The organism is Bowmanella denitrificans, from assembly GCF_039522935.1.
Classification (GTDB): Bacteria; Pseudomonadota; Gammaproteobacteria; order Enterobacterales; family Alteromonadaceae; genus Bowmanella; species Bowmanella denitrificans.
Genome location: NZ_BAAAEI010000006.1, coordinates 761,607 through 778,595, shown reverse-complemented (window position 1 = coordinate 778,595; position 16,989 = coordinate 761,607). Strand labels below are relative to the sequence as shown.

At 48.9% G+C, this 16,989-nt stretch carries 4 protein-coding genes; all 4 read left to right on the top strand.

Features of this window, described 5'->3' with window-relative positions:
- The first annotated feature begins 198 nt into the window (after window positions 1-198).
- The 4 genes from ABD028_RS06355 to ABD028_RS06340 all read left to right on the top strand — a co-directional run bounded on the left by ABD028_RS06355 (window position 199) and on the right by ABD028_RS06340 (window position 16,963).
- The gene (locus tag ABD028_RS06355; RefSeq protein WP_343843075.1) at window positions 199-4,446 is read left to right on the top strand and encodes a calcium-binding protein; all 4,248 of its coding nucleotides are present in this window, start codon (window positions 199-201) and stop codon (window positions 4,444-4,446) included.
- A gap of 455 nt (window positions 4,447-4,901) precedes the next feature.
- Window positions 4,902-15,578, top strand: coding sequence for an FG-GAP-like repeat-containing protein (locus ABD028_RS06350; RefSeq protein WP_343843074.1), 10,677 nt, complete (start codon window positions 4,902-4,904; stop codon window positions 15,576-15,578).
- Window positions 15,565-16,059, top strand: coding sequence for a hypothetical protein (locus tag ABD028_RS06345; RefSeq protein ID WP_343843073.1), 495 nt, complete (start codon window positions 15,565-15,567; stop codon window positions 16,057-16,059). The genes ABD028_RS06350 and ABD028_RS06345 overlap by 14 nt, the downstream gene beginning before the upstream one ends.
- 190 nt (window positions 16,060-16,249) lie before the next feature.
- Complete coding sequence (locus ABD028_RS06340; protein WP_343843072.1) at window positions 16,250-16,963, top strand: transposase; 714 nt, start codon at window positions 16,250-16,252, stop codon at window positions 16,961-16,963.
- Window positions 16,964-16,989 lie beyond the last annotated feature (26 nt).

Sequence of the window (16,989 nt, the reverse complement as noted above, 5' to 3'; positions counted from 1 at the left end):
TCTGTTTGCTGACAAGTTAACCAACTGTTAAGTAGTCGTATTGTGCTGAATTGTGCAGATAATTAAGACGATATGAACTGAAAAATATAACGATAATAGCCTTGGGCGTCAGACTGTCGCCCGTTGTGGCAAAAAACACACCTTCACGGAGTGAGTATTATGCGAAAGGACTCGGGCCTGTTAGGGCGCGCCTGGTTTTTGCTGTTTGTCGGCATATTGACCTTATCTGTCACAAACCATAGCTTAGCTCAGGATAATATTGATAACTATACGTACAGCTTAGGCAGTGGCGATCTGGTTATTAATGATACCGACGATGATAACAGCCTGACATTTTCAAATGATATCTCACCTGAATCCTTACAGCTTTCTGCTGATCTTCAAAACCTATATATAACATTACCCGATAATGCAGTAATTACGGTCGTAAACTGGCTTGTTCTGCAGCGACAGGGTAATCCATTTAGAATCAATCGTTTTATTTTTCTAGATGGAAGTGATGTATGGAATTATCCGAACATTGCCAGTAAGACCATTATTAACGGAACTACCGGCGATGACGTCATTGAATTAGCAATGACCAATATCAATTGGCATATTAAACCAGGTGCGGGAAATGATGAAATTACCCTGTGGAAGAAATATGGACAACACACCTATTATTATAATTTAGGTGATGGAAGTGACCTTATCCATAATAAATCTTCAGAAGGATCTCGTCTGATATTAGGCCCCGGTATTGCTCCTGAAGATATAATACTACAAGCAACTATGGATCTGATGCAGATTAGTTTTTCCGACGGTGCAGTGATAACTATTGATAATTGGGCAACAGGTTATACCTATGGGCCATTTGCCATTAGCACTATTGAGTTTTCAGACGGAACAATATGGAACTATCAACACGTTGGCAGTGTAATGGTGCTACAGGGAACCAACGCCGGGGATGTTTTTGAGTTAAGCCACCTTTCTCTTCCCATTGGGATTAGAGGCGGAGAAGGTGACGATCAGATAGTAATGGGTAAAGGAAAACATACTTATTTTTATGATCTGGGAGATGGTACAGATACTATTAATGATGCAGATATTTATGGCACGATGATTTGGGGGGAAGGTATTAACCCTCTAAATTTAAGTATTTCCGCCACGGCGGAACGGCTTACTTATAATTTGCCAGACGGTTCGTTAATTTATGTTGATAGTTGGTTTAAAGGCAGCACTTCTTATCCCTTTTCTATCAATAATATGATTTTTTTCGATGGGACTGTTTGGGATTACCGAGCTGTTGGTAAAAATACCATATTTGCTGGCACTGATCAGAATGATATCATTGATTTCAGTGAATATAATTTAACTATCGGTGTCAGAGCCGGAAAAGGTGACGACACGCTGGTTTTCGCTTCAGGCGAACGAGATTATTATTATGACCCGGGCGATGGTAACGATACAATTGACTCAAGCAGTTTGTATGACAGATTGCATCTAGGACAGGGAATTTTACCTGACCAGATTCGCTTTCGGGCCACCGGGCTGGATATGCAGATATTACTGCCAGATAATGCGGTAATAACAGTACTCAATTGGGACACCGGGTACCGTTCCTGGGATTTTCGGCTTAACAAAATATACTTTTCAAACGGCGTTGTTTGGGATCTGAAAGAAATTGCCAGGCAGATTGAAAGAAGCAATGACAATCCTGACCCAGTACCTGGCTTGTTGCATGTTAGTGGCCAACCCTATCAGGTTGTCAGTTTTGACCCGGAGCACGATTTAACTGGTCAGGCAGAAATAAGTGATGATGGGAAAGCACTTAACTTAACCGGCAATCTTTGGAAAAAGATTGACGTTAATTACCCAATTACACCCAATACAATACTCGAATTTGATTTTAGCAGCACCGCAGAAGGTGAATTGCATGGCATAGGATTTGATAATGACCTGAGTCAGGATGTGAATAATAATGGCTTTAAACTTTTCGGCACTCAGTCTGAAGGTATTCAAAATTTTGATACTTATCAAACCCCCGGGCAAGTTTCGCACTACACAATTCCAGTAGGGCAGTTCCTGAGTGGTAGCTACCAATATCTGTATTTCTTTAATGATCACGATGTAAGCAGCCCCAGCGCGCAGAGCACGTTTAGCAATATTAAACTCTATGAACAGGAGCCCGGGAACCTGGCACCAACAGTTGCAATCATCTCTCCAGTTGAGGGTACACAAATTACCCAGGGGAAGGCGCTGGATATTCTTATTGACGCAGTTGATAGTGACGGCCAGATCACAAACGTAGTATTGACGGTTAATGGTCAAATAATAGGCCAGTGGGGACAAGCACCATTCAGCGTACAATGGCTGCCACCGGAAATCGGTGTTTATACCCTGGCGGCACAAGCCACTGATAACGAAGATGTAATGGCCAGTGCTCAATCTGTGCAGGTAACGGTGGTAGAAGAAGACAAGCCTAATACCCCACCACAGGCGCAGGATGTTTATTTGAACGTCAATCGCGATGCCTTAGTGCTTCTGTATGACTTGGCGCTAAGTGTGACGGATGACAACGGTATTGACTGGCAAACGCTCAGTCTTAGCGGACCAAGTCGAGGTCAGGTTCGACATCTATCTCCAACCAGCGGGCAAATTGAACTGGATTACAGCGGTGTCAGTTTTGTTGGTGAAGAGCGCTTAACATACCGGGTAATGGATACCGACGGGCTACAAAGCAACCCTGCTAAATTGATCATTAATATCAATGTTACTGCGGCCCCTGAACCGCCGACTCAATTAGTGATCACGTTGGATGAAACCAATCGTCGGGCGGACATTGGCTGGCAACACAGTGATCCACAAGTGCAATTTACACTTAGCTATAAAAAAGTCGGTGATGGGGAGTGGCAGCCTTTGTCCGTCGGTTTGCAGGCTAAATCCGCCGCCTTACCTAATCCGGACAACGGTAGTTACCTGTTCAGAGTGATTGCCTGTTCAGTTCAGGATGGGCAAATTTGCAGCTTGCCCGTTGAGTCGCAGGCAGTGGCGGTAAACTGGCGCCCGCTACCCATCAATGCAGTGGAGGCGCAGATATCCCCTCAGGGGCAGGTTCGTTTGAATTGGTCGGCAGTAAACAGCGCTACCTTTTATCAGGTATATAAAAAGCTGGGCGCTGAAACAGCCACGTTAGTGGACGGACAGGTGACACTGTTTCCCTATCTTTTCTCTATGACGGCTGGTGATCTCAATGGTAGCTATCGATTTGCGGTAGCAGCGTGCAATGAATCCGGTTGTAGTGACAAGGTTTATTCGTCAGAGCAAAGTGTGCAACTACTGCCTGATGCGCCTGAGTCCGTTACTTATGCGGAAAATTCCGAACCTGCCTATTTGCTCGCCTGGAGTGCAGTGGAGAATGCTGACTACTATCAAGTTCAACGCATGGATAGCCAGGGGGCCTGGCACGATTTTTTGCCTAGCGAGTCTCAGACTCAGGTGACGGCTGCTCCTGTCAGCGGCAGCCAGCAGGTATTCCAGGTCAGCGCCTGCAATATATTTGGTTGCAGTGACTTCACCCTGGCGACGCAAACAGACGTCAATGATAGCCCGGATAACCTGATTAGCGCATTTTATGCAGACACACAGGTGTTGGCCGGTCCCGGTGAAGAAGTGACGCTTGCCTGGCAGGCGCAGGGGGCAGTGGATGTTCGCCTGTCAACAGAGTGGCAGGGACAAAGCAGCACTCTACAGGATAATCTGCCAGTCTTGGGCACACTGAAAATTCAGCCTCAGCACAGCCAGGATATCCTTCTCGTTGCCAAAAATATTAATGGGCAGGCGCAACAGGAACGTGTGCGGATTATTGTCAAAGCTGTCCATACCTCCCGTTGGCAAGTTACAGATGATGCCACCCAATCGGTATTACCAAGCTCAATGTTGGTGGCTGATGACGGCAGACGCTACTTTGGCGATTTGAGCGGCCGTCTGCATAAAAGCGGTGCAGGGCCGGATTGGGTTTTGGAGGATATCGGACAAGTCGTTAGCCCTCCGCTGGAAAAAGATAACAGACTGTTTGTAACTGCGAATAACAGCCAGGGCAAGGGCATGCTGTATCGTCTGGATAAAGCCGATGGGCAAAATTTACTGCAACAAGTATTGCCGATATCGGTAGTTGCCAGTCCCGTGTTTTGGAGCAACGGCGTACTCGTCACGACAACGGCGGGGCAGATTTATCACTTTGATCTGGCGTTGAGTCAGGTGCCGATTCCTATTATCAGTTTGAATTTATCACCGGGGGAACAAATTCGCAGTACGCCTGTTGTGGTGGGTAATATGGCCTATATCAGAACCAATCAGGGCATCTTACACAGAGTTAACCTGTCTCAGGCAGTCGCTGCCGGTATGGCGCTTAGCGACAATCTGGGAGAGCAGGAATGGACGGTTGATCTCAGGGAGGGGATGTAATGGGCACAGTTGTTTGGTTTAGAACGCTTATTTGCTTATTGGGGCTATTGCCATCTTTAGCTCACGCCATTTGTTATATCAGTTCCTGGGAAGTAACGGCCGGACAAAATAACAGGGCGCATGTTACGCTTGATGCGATACATCCTGAGATGTATCTGACTTTAGACCCGGTATCTCCAACCACCAATGCTCAGATAAGTGGACTGCAATTGGAAAGCCCCTATAACAACTACCAAAATGGCTATTTAAGTTGGGCACCTGGAGTTGGAAAATCAGGAACTTATAACGTTAAAGTTGAGGTGTACGCCCGTAACATAATTAATGCAATACCATTCAAAGAGTTATTACAAGGTATTGAAGAAGGGACCATACAGCCGTCTGCAGTCAGACGCGTGGCTACATGTAATATCACAATAAATGTTAAAAGCCCGCCATCACCACCGACAGGTTTGCAGGTGGTCATTACCAACCCATACAGCACCAGCAATCCAAATAACACCAACGATGCTTTTAGGTTAAGCTGGAATAGTGCTGCCAGGGCGACCAGTTATGAAGTTTATATTAAGTGGAATAACGAAGGCTGGGGGTTGAATGGTAGTACTACTCAAACGCAAAAATCCTGGGGTCCTCAGGGAACTTATGGTACCAGAACCTACCGGGTGAAGGCCTGTAACAGTGACGGCTGCTCCGGCTATTCTGCGGAAACCTCTATTACTAACTCTGCACCGCCCAGAGCACCAGTTCTCAGCGCTATTTCATCAAAATCGGTTACAGCGGGACAATTGCTGACGGTGCCGCTTTCGGCAACCGATGCAGATAGTAGCAATCTCAACTTTACCTTTAACGGCTCTCCTCCGCATGCCGGAATGTCAATAGTGAACCAGTCCAATTCCAAGTCCGCTCAGTTCCGATGGACACCGCCAGCCAGCATAACTGGGAATTTTAATGTGGGGGTGAAAGCCACAGACCAGAGTGGTTTGTCTGATTCGACGTCCTTTACTGTTACCGTGCTACCGCCAGCCAATATTCCACCGGTGCTGGATAGTATCCCCTCCTTTAGCAAGAACCAAGGCGATTCCTTTAGCTACAGAGTAGGGGCGTCGGATGCAGATAACGGGCCGTCACCATTAGCATTTAGTTTAAGCGGCCAGCCATCGGGGATGGCTATTCATGCGTCTACCGGTACGATAACCTGGAACTATGTTCTGCAGGGCAGTTACCAGATTAGCGTCAGTGTATACGACGGAAAGGACACTGCTTCCCGGTCTTTTTCACTTAATGTTGGTCCTCCACCCAATAGTGCACCTTATACCCCTTCGCTGACCTTATCTGCTTCCAGTATTAATCAGGGTTCGTCGGTGGTGCTCACTGCATCAGGTTCTGATCCAGATGGCGATGCGCTGAGTTACCGTTTTTGTCAGAATCTTTCCAATGGCAGTAGTGCCCCATGTAACCGAATTTGCGGGACATCGTCCAGTTGCAGTTGGACCCCGCCCTCGGCCAATACGTATTATTTCTGGGTGCAGGCGTCCGATAGCCAGTATACGGTTAGCTCGACGAAAAAGGCCTTGCAAGTGATAGCGCCTAATCAAAAGCCCAACGCGGTGATGACAAATACGTCGCCGGTTACTATTGAAGTGGGGCAAAGCGTTAACCTGACCGCCAGCGCCAGTGATCCGGATGGCGAAGTGCAATCCGTAACCTTTTTGGTCACCGGTAGCAGCAATCTGAATTTGTCCGATTCAAGAGTCTGTAACGGCTCCTCCGCCAGCCACTTTTCCGCCAGTTGGACACCACAAAATCCCGGTACTTACTATGTGCGAGCTCAGCCACGGGATTGTGAGAATGCAGTGGGGGATGCCTCCGGGTCTATCACCGTACAGGTTAACGCCATTGCACCGCCGCAGGCCCCGCAACTAAGCAGCATTAATGTGGATACCGGCCGGGGCAATTATACCCTGGTTATTCATGAAGTGGCCGCTGCCGACAGTTATCAGATGTATGAAAATGGTGTGGCTTTTGGCAGTCGTGTTGCCAATAATTCCAGTCGGGAAGTGAGCTTTACCGACAGATCATCGGGGCAGTATCGCTATTGTGCCAGGGCCTATCGCGGTGCGTTGGAAAGCCCTTTGGGCAGCGGCGGTTTATGTGTGGATATTCATGTTAGCCGCACCTTGCCCGATACCCCTGAGTTTTCTGCTATGCCATTGACACAGAGCGGGCCGTTCACGCTGGCATGGGAAAATGTCGGATTGGGCGCTGGCGGTGAGTACCGGCTGGAATACAAAACCGGCGGTATTGACAGTGCATCGTCCTGGCAGGAAGTGCAGCGCAGCAATCAGTTAAGTTATCAGCAGGGACCACTGCCAGTGGGTCTGCATAGCTATAAAATCACAGCATGTGAATCGGCCAATGCCTGTTCACCTGGGCAACAGTTGGTGATTAATATGTTGCCGCCTTATGTGGCTGAGGCACAGTACAATGCCTGTGGCACGGGGTGCCTGAAGTTGTCCGGGATAGGTTTTGATCCTGGCGCCAGCGTTACGCTTGCGTCTATGGGTGACAACAGCCCGGTAACGGCTACTTTAAGCTATATTGATGCCACGACGGCACATCTGGCGTTAGATGAGCAGGGCCAAGCCGCCATGGACAGTTTTGGGCTGGTGGCCAGGTTGACCAACAGAAATCAGGCAACCAGCAGTATTGTTGCTGCATCTTATGCTGCCGCCAGACGTGCTGTTTCCGGCTCCGGGGTGCTGGCCACTCATATCGAAGCGCAGGGTGAGATTTTCGTCACCGAAGGTTCACGCCTGATTGGTCTGGATGCGGCAACCGGGCAATATTTGCCTGGCTGGCCAGTCAGACTGGACGGCCGTGCTACGGCGACACCGGCTTTTGATAGTTTTAATCAAAGCATTATTGTCGGCACGCAAAATCACAGTTTGTACAGCTTTGATTTTCTGGCGAAGCAGCAATGGAAAACACCACTACACGGCGCCATTGAAGCATCAGCGGTGCTTGATGAACACCCGTTAATTTATCTGGGGGCCATGGACGGGTCGTTTTACGCCGTCGATACCATGGGTGAGATTCAGTGGCAATATTTGCTCAGTGCCGGTGTGAATAAAGCGGCCAAGCTTTTTGCCGATGGACGGGTATTTGTTAATTCAGTGGATGGTGTCACCCATATTATTAATCGGGGTAATCTTGGGCCCTATGCATTGCGCTGGCAGGTTCCGCTGCAAAATGGCAGTTACGATTGCAACCTGGCGCTGTGTGATATTATCAACAGCGGCTGGCAGCCCGGTGAAGATGAAATTAGCGACGATCGCATGTATCTGGCCGGTCGGCTGTTCTATGCACTGCTGAATCGCAGCCCATCTCAAAGTGAACTGAACTTCTGGGCTTATGCCTTATTGTATGGGGCAGAACCTGAAGAAGTGGTTGAGGCCTTTTTACAAGCGCCGGAAGCGGCAGGATATTTTAGTGCCGGGCAAAGCGCTGAGCAGTTCCTGCAGGCCTTATACCGGCGTATGTTTGGCGCTAACCCTCCAGAATTAGTCAGCGGCAAGGGGTTTTCACAATGGCTGGCTGAGCTGCAGTCGGGCATGTCCAGAACGCAGCTTATCCTGGCGCTAAGTAATTCCGAAGTTTATCTGAGCCTGACAACCCGTGCCCTGGACCAGGCGTTTTACCTGTTTTACAACTACTGTAACCAGAGCATGACCTGCCAGTATTCAGGAGATAGCGATGGTGATGGCTTAAGTGACAGTCAGGAACTGGAATTGGGCTTGAATCCACTGGACCCCCATGATGGCCGTTTGGGACATCCTTCCAACCTTCGCTGGCAAACCATTGAAGCGGAAAACGGCATCTTTACCATGGCGTTTAATCCGGTGCCCAGCGCAACTTACTATGAGCTCCGTCAAGCCGTGTGGGAAAACGGTCAGTATGGGGCCTTCGCTGTCCAGGAAGAGCGGGCCGAAGGCAATCAACTGACCATCGTCAGAACACCTGGCAGCTATCAATACAAGCTGGTGGCCTGCCTGACAACAAGCAAACAACTGCCGTATTGCAGCGAGGAAGAATCCGCAGTACTGGAAGTCAATACCCTGCCAGTGGTGTTTACCCTGATGACCCCGGTACCAAATGAATACCATACACCTGGTGAGCCTTTGGCGGTGCGTCTATGTCTGGATAATCTGACCGGGATCAGTGAGGTCAGGGTGAGCCTGGATGAGCAAAGCTGGTTTGATACCGAGCTGGCCGGCGGTGGCTGCTATGAAACCAATATAGCCACACAGAGCCTCGCCAATGGTTCGCATACCTTATTTATGCAGGCCAGTCGCGCGGGTCAATTATTGTCAGACTCGGCCGAGTTCTTTATTGGCACTAAGGTGGACGGTGTCGATCCTGAGCTGCCACCCGTTGCTCAGCCCTACGCACTGCCTGCTTCTGCAGACAATCAGTCAGCCAGGGTTGGGTTGTTACCCGGTGAGTTCCGGGTAGATGAATCGGGTGCCGCCACTTATCAGGTTCCCATCTCGCTGCCGCAGGGCATAGCCGGAGTTACCCCGTCCCTGTCACTGAATTACAGTACCCTGAGTGGCAATGGCACTATGGGCGTTGGCTGGAGTTTAGGTGGATTGTCGGCCATCAGTCGCTGTCGGCAAACTCTGGAGCAGGACGGTGCCTTTGCTGGCCTGACCCTGAGTAACGACGACAGATTCTGTCTGGACGGCCAGAAACTAATTGCGGTAAATGGCAGCTATGGCGAAAACGGTACTGAGTACCGCACGGAAATAGACAGCAAGACGCGCATTATTTCCTATACCACCAGCGGCAATGGGCCAGACTACTTTACGGTGGAAAGCGAGGACGGCAGTACCCGCTACTACGGCAATACAGATATCGCCGGAGCGAGAACAGACGCAACGCTGAGTGTCGATGGGGTTCAGGTTGTCTGGTATCTAGGCAGTATCAGCGACAACTACGAGGCGGTGGATAACAGCATTTTCTATCGCTATCAGTTAGTGCAGAGTGCGGCGGGTGTTGAACATTATCTTGATGAAATCCAGTACAGCGACAATCGGGTCAGCTTTGTTTATCAGACCGGGCGTACGGATATTCCTGCCGCTTTTGTGCAAGGTATCAAACTGCTAAGTGAGCGTCGTCTGGAGCGCATAGAAGTATACAATCACAATCAGGTGAAGCTGCGTGCCTACAAACTGGGTTATCAGAACCCGCTTCCTGCTGATAACGGCCAGGTTGAGCGGTTGCAGCAAATCACCGAGTGCGGAATGGACGATATTTGCCGCAATCCGACGACCTTCCAATGGCATGGCCAGCAGGTGTCAGGTAGCAAAAGTTTCTTTGAAGGAGGGCTTGGTAACCTTGATATATTCTCTCCGACGCCCGTAGATGCCAATGGCGATGGCCTGACCGACCTGTTCTATTTAAGGGATATGGGTAACAACGCCTATTCTGCCCAACTGAAGCTGAATACTGGCAGTGGGCTGGGCAGTCAAACCTATGAGTTCAGCCTTTACAACGATGATGTACAAACAAAACCGGTGAAACTATTGCCCGCCGATATTGACGGCGATGGTGGGGTTGAGCTGCTTTATTATACTAAGGTGGGCGGCAGCTTTATCTGGCGCTACTATGATGTGGCTGACAATAGCAGTAAGGATCTGGGCTTCAGTCTAAGCCAAACAGGCACGAGTTTGCTTCTGCATGATGTCAATACTGACGGCTATCCCGATCTGCTGTACAGGCGTTCCAGTCAGATGTGGCTGGCCCTAAACCTGCCCGGTGGTGGCTTTGATACCCCCCAAACCGTCAGTGGCGGCTTTACTCAGGGACCCAGTCAGGCCGAGCAGTTAGCTGCTATAGAATCCGGGATGTTTGGACCACAGCAACTGTCGTTGTATCAGCAAGGGGATAGCACCAGACCGCTTGAACATGGGGATGCTATTTGTTTTGACGAGCAGGCTCCTATCGACGATGAAACGTCCTATGTCAATGCGCTGGCCGATAATCTTCCCGCTGCAGACTTTAACGGCGACGGTACTGCCGATCTGATGATTAAGATGCGCGAAAGCCTGACACCCACCCCAGGTGATTGCGAGTTAAATCGTTACTACTGGGCCGTTTACAGTCTGGATGAGACGCTCGGTAACTATACCTACACCCGGATTACCGAGTTGTTTGGTACGGATAACTTAAACAAAGAGGATTTTCGGGTCGGGGACATTAATGGCGACGGCCTGACCGATGTTGTGGCCCTGTTAGGGGGGGCGGACGGTAAACTGGGTATCTACACGTCTAACGGCAAAGGTTTCAGAAGTCAGCAAAAACAGCTCGACATAAGCCGGGATAGCATACACAGCCTGACTTTATTCGACCTGAATCATGATGGGCGCGCCGACATTATGTTCTATGACAGTCATCGCAATGTCTGGCGGGTTTACTATCAGAGTGCAGATCAACAATACTTACGTTTAGACTATTGGTTACATGAAGGCAGTTTCGACAAATTCAAAGACGCAGTGATGCTGGTGGACTGGGACGGTGATGGTTACCCAGGTACGGCCAAGATTCGCATGGTAGAAGATCGTCGCCTTTATGCCAAAACGGATGACCAGCCCAGCACTAAACCGGCTAATTATATTTATGCTATTGAAAACGGTTTTGGCGTGAAGACAGAGATTGAGTATGCTCCGCTAACCGACAACCGTATCTACAGCAAAGGCAGCCAGGCACAACAACTGCAGTTTGGTCGCTGTCAGTTTAAAGGCGGCTCTTGTATTCCGGTGGTCGATATTATCAGCGCCCAGTATGTGGTTAGCCGTGTCAGCTCTGACTCGCCCGGCTTTAGTGGCGAAAGTTACCTTGACAACAGCGTGCAAAGTGTCGAGTACTATTATCAGGGCTTACGCGCCCAGGCCGGTGGACGTGGTATGCTCGGGTTTGAAAAGATAAGCACCTTCGATCCGCAGGCCCAGGTCAGTACGGAAACCCTCTATCGGCAAGACTTCCCCTACGCTGGCATGCCGGTGGCGACACTCAAGTACCTGGGGCAATACGATATTCAATCACCTGGGCTAAGCCATTCGGTGAACGCTGATGGGCAGTTTAACGCGCCTGTTACTCATATAGCCCGGACGCAGTGGCTAAGCTATGCACAGAATACTTATGCGACCATTATGTTGCAGGCCGGTGAAGTATATTCCCCCTACTTATTTAGTAGCAGTGAACAGCAGTTTGCGGCTAACCAGGATATTACCGCCACAGTTGCTATTAGCGAGACGCTAACCACTAACACTTATATTAAGCAGGACGATAACCACCTTAATCTGCACAAGGTTGACGTGGTGACCAGGGATGCATCAGGTGTGGAAGTGTCAAAGGTCAGTACCACCAATACTTACGGTAAAGATGATATCAGCAAGTGGTGGTTAGGCCGGGTCGCCGACGTTGATGTGGTACATAGTCGGCCAGGTGTTTCCCCTGTTACCCGTAAGTCCAGTTTTACCTATGATGGGCAGACCGGCTTGCTGGAAACTGAGACTATCAAAGCGGTAGATGAAGAGGTTGACGATAAGTTCGAAATCCTTATCACCCGCCATTGTTACGATAGTGTGGGGAATAAAACCAAGCTACTTACCCATTCCAGCAATATCAGCACATCGTGCACAGCCACAAGTTATCCCGATACGGTGGATGATCCGGCTAAGATACTCAGAGTGAAACGTTGGGCGTTTGACTCGCAGCACCGTTATGTCGATCAGCAAAGTAATGCCCGTTTCCTATTGTCAGAAGTCGATTTCAGGGATGCATTCGGTAATCCCACCCAAATGACGGATATCAATGGAGTCGTAACCCGCTATCAGTACGACGCCTTTGGTCAGCTTCAGGCCACCAGTGTTAGCAGTGGCGGCGGTAGCCGGGTTGTCAGGGGCTGGCAGGGTAGTCTGGGCGCACCTTATATAGCGCAGCTTACTTATCATTTTGTGGAAAGAACTGAAGCAATGGGCGCACCCACTCAGTATCGTTATTACGACAAGCTGGGCCGCGAAGTGGCGCAGGCCAAACAGGGCTTTGACGGTGCATGGGTAGTGCAAACCAACAAATATGATGAGCGTGGCCGTCTGGTTGCGGTTAGTAACCCTTATTACCTGTATGCAGGAGGGGATGATAGCACCACCCAATACGACAGGTTGGGGCGTCCCTATTATCAGCATGCGGCCAGTGGCGTCACGACCTATATCAGTTATCAGGGGCTAACGACCCAGACCGACACCCAAAGTAATGACAGCGCCAATGTACAGCGTACTCGCAGCGAAACCGCTAATGCGCTAGGCGAGACCGTATCGGTGTCAGACGAGGTGGGTGAGCTGACATACAGCTATGATGCCACAGGCAATTTGGTCAAAGTACAATCTGTATGGTTGGGCGAGAACCCAGGCAGTACAGTGACCACCCAGTTTGACCAATTGGGCCGAAAAGTTGCCATGGACGACCCGGATAAAGGCGTGTGGACCTACCGCTATAACGCCCTGGGGGAGTTAATCGAACAAAAAGATGCCAATGGCCATACCACTACCTTTTACCGGGATAACCTGGGCCGCACCGTAAAGCGCCAGGTATCAGGTAACAGTGTCAACGAAGTCACCGACTACGCCTGGGGCAGTGATCACCGGCTGGACAGCGAAGGCTTTAGCCACAGCACGGCAGGGCGCAAGCAATATGGCTATGACAACTATGGCCGTATAACGCGCCTGACACACACGCTGGATAATGGCGAGCAATACACCAGTCAAACCACTTACGATCAATACGGCCGAGTCTTCCAGCAATTTGACCCACAAGCCGGACTTGACGGCTGTTTTGATAGCGAGCGCAGCATTGTGGGCCAGTGTTGGGGCATTCGTTATCACTATAATGCTCAGGGCTATGCCTATTTACAGGAAGAAGCCCGCTTTAGTGCCGCTGCGGATGAAAGCCTGCGTAAAGCCTATATGACAGTACAGGCCATGGATGCGTTTGGCCAGGTGACACAAAGTGTGCAGGGCAACCAGGTGGTGACCGACAGGGTGTATAACGAAAATAGCGGTTTACTGGAGTCTATCCAGGCCAGCAGCCTGGGGCGGACGTTCCAGAGTAATCGTTATAGTTTTGATAACAAAGGCAACTTGCGGGAGCGCCATCGTGACAGCCTGGCAGAGAGCTTTGCCAAACGTGACGAGCATTTTGGCTATGATGCAGTAGAGCGCTTAACCCATATTAATAATGTGGAGATGGTCAGTTATCAGGCCAACGGTAATATTGACAGTAAGGCGGATGTGCAAAATGGCGCAGCCTACCAGTATGGTCAGCAGGCCAGTCAATGTACCTATCAGGCTGGCCCGCATGCCGTCACTCAGGTAGGTAATCTTAGCTACTGTTATGACAGAAATGGCAACCAGACCCGTACCTATGAAAACGGCAGTGCGGTCAGGCGCATCGACTATGGGCATTTTGATAAACCGACTTTGATAAGTGCCGGTTCAGCCACCACCGAATTTGCCTATGACAGTAAACGCAGCCGGTATAAGCGTGTCACTGTTCAAGGCGCTGAAACCACCACCACCTATTACCTGGGCAATGTGGAAGTGGTGAGCAAAACCGGCAGTAATGTGGTGGAGATCAAGCGCTACCTGCCAGGGGCCATAGACACCCGCTATCAACAGGATGGGGTAGACACCGGCACAGCCCAGCTACGTTATCTGCATAAAGACCATCTGGGCAGTATCGACAGCATTACCGATGAAAACGGCAAGCTGGTGGATAAGCTGTATTTTGATGCCTGGGGTAAACGCAGCAGCATTGCGTATGAAGACTGGGGCTTGGATGCGCAGGCCATTGCCGCCGAGAGCACTTATCTTGGCATAGGCCTGCTGTTGACCACCCGCGGTTTTACCGGCCATGAGCATGTGGATCATGCTGATGTGATTCATATGAATGGTCGGATCTACGATCCAACCTTGGGTAGGTTCCTTCAAGCTGATCCGCATATTCAGGCACCGGGTAACTCTCAGTCTTACAATAGATACAGTTATGTTCTGAATAATCCGTTGTCGATGACGGACCCGTCGGGGTATTTCTTTAGCAAGCTTTGGAAAGGGATTAAGAAGTTTGCGGGATTAATAGTTGCTGCCGTTGTTTCGTATTATTGCCCTGCATGCTCTAAGGCGGTTATTGGTGCTATTGCAGGCGGGGTAGATGCGGCAGTCAATGGCGGGAATATCCTGCAAGGGGCGGTCCTGGGAGCCTTTACTGCTGGTATCCAAGGTTCGGGTTGGTATAGTGAACTTGGCGGTTCGATGTATGGACAAGTCGCAAAGTTTGGCATCAATACCGCACTGAACAATGCACGGCAGTCTCTGCAAGCGAATCCGCAACAATCACTGGACAATGATTTTAAACGGCCGGATATACATAATTCATCCTCATACGCTAATCGATTAGCTATATTAAACACTATCGGTGGTAGTGCTTCTGATGTGACTGGTGGTAAGTTTGGGAATGGGGCTAGTTTTAGCGCTTTTCTTAAAAGTACAAATAGAAAAGAGATGACATCGGATAGAGCGTCTAAGATTAATATGATGAACCACTTGATATCAGAATATAAGAATAATTATCGGTTGAGATTATTTAATCAGGAATATGACGAGTTAAGTGTTGGAGGATTTTCGGTTGAATACATTAACGAGTCTTTTTGGGGCGATAATTACAATTCTAAGGAAAATAAACTCGTCGGCGTTGGACAGCTTTTTTCTGGTCAAGTAGGTTCAAACATTAATCTGCCAGCTGGGATGTCAGATGCTTTGGGAAATAAAGGTGGTTTGTGGTTTGAAGACTCTTGGGGAGTTGAAAGCCATGGAATAGTTACGTCATTGAGTACAAATGATGTTTTGCTCTTAAGGAAAAGATGGGAGAGTTTTAGTCATTTTTATGGACGGTATGGATTAAATTCTACCAATCCAATTCCTGTATACGTTACCTCATTTGGAGGGGCTGGGCCAATCATGAGATTCATGTGGGGTAGAGAACCTGTAGCTTGGGGGAGTATTGATGATATCGAGTAAGAATTTATTTTCTGTGGTTATTATGTGTTTTTTACTTGTTGCTTGCGGAAGAAATGATGAAAGTCTAAGCGAGCTTGTTAAGTTAGGGAATGAAAAAGCTCAAAGAGTGATAAGTGATAAAGGGTTTTTGAAAGAGTTATCGGATTTCTTAAAGAGAAACCCTAGCAAAAAAATTTTATCTCATTATTTTGACGAAATTGAAGAAGAGTTACGTAACGAAGATTCTGAAAGATTTGAATTAACCAGAAAAGCAAGCCAGTTACAAATCGTTATGGCAGGGTTGGACAAGAACGGTTTTATAGGAATCACTACTCTAAAAATTGTAAATTCGCAATTTTCTACTTCATTTTATATGGTTCAAGTAGGAGCGATATCTGATGATTTCTTTACTGAAAACTGTGACGAAAAAAAGAAAATTCGTGCATGTAAATACTCAGAGTTAAACGATTGGCTATTGTACTATGTTGTAGCTAAAAATTGATATTTTCGGTCAAGGCTGAAAGCGCTGGAAGAACTTAATGAGACACCCATCAAAGATAAAAAGGGTCAGATCCTGAGGGATCCCGACCAATGGGGTCCCGACCAATGGGGTCGACCAATGGGGTCAGTGTCATTGATATTGAATACCGGGTGAATTAGCCTTACATCTTTGGCCTTAGATAGGGGATGTCATGGCACGCTTGCCCCGACTTTACTTACCTGATTGTGCTCAACATGTTATCCAGCGAGGTAATAACCGTGAAGCTTGTTTCTATGAGCAAGCCGACTATAGGGCCTACCTATCATTCCTGAAAGATGCGGCATGCAAATACCAGGTTGCCATTCATGCCTTTGTGCTGATGACCAATCATGTTCACTTATTAGTGACTCCCGCTAGTGCGCAGGGTGTAAGCCGTATGATGCAGGCACAAGGGCGAAAGTACGTTCAGTATTTTAATTATACCTACGGACGCAGCGGTACCTTATGGGAGGGCCGGTACAAATCGACGTTGGTGGATGCCGACAATTATTTGCTGACGGTGTATCGCTATATAGAACTTAACCCAGTACGGGCAAATATGGTAAGTCATGCGGCGGAGTACCCTTGGTCCAGTTACCAGGCCAATGCGCTGGGTAAATCTATCCAGTTACTAACGCCACATTCCCTATATCGCCAACTGGGCAAAACAGAGATTCATAGACAGAGTGCATATCGTGCCTTATTTCGTGGCTTGATGCCGGAACAGGATCTGGCCGTGATTCGCGAGGCCACTAATAAAGCCTGGGTTTTAGGTGACGACAGATTCAAGGCCCAAATCGAAGCCAGGACAGGGCGACGGTCTTCGCCGTTGGGGCGTGGAGGAGACAGAAAGTCGGCGGCTTTTCGGGAAAGGCAAGATCGATGACCCTGCCCCTGTACTGCCATTAATGA

Bases quoted from the DNA above. Each gene is read 5' to 3' on its own strand.
- ABD028_RS06345 (WP_343843073.1), top strand. From the start codon at position 15,565: ATGATATCGAGTAAGAATTTATTTTCTGTGGTTATTATGTGTTTTTTA.
- ABD028_RS06340 (WP_343843072.1), top strand. From the start codon at position 16,250: ATGGCACGCTTGCCCCGACTTTACTTACCTGATTGTGCTCAACATGTT.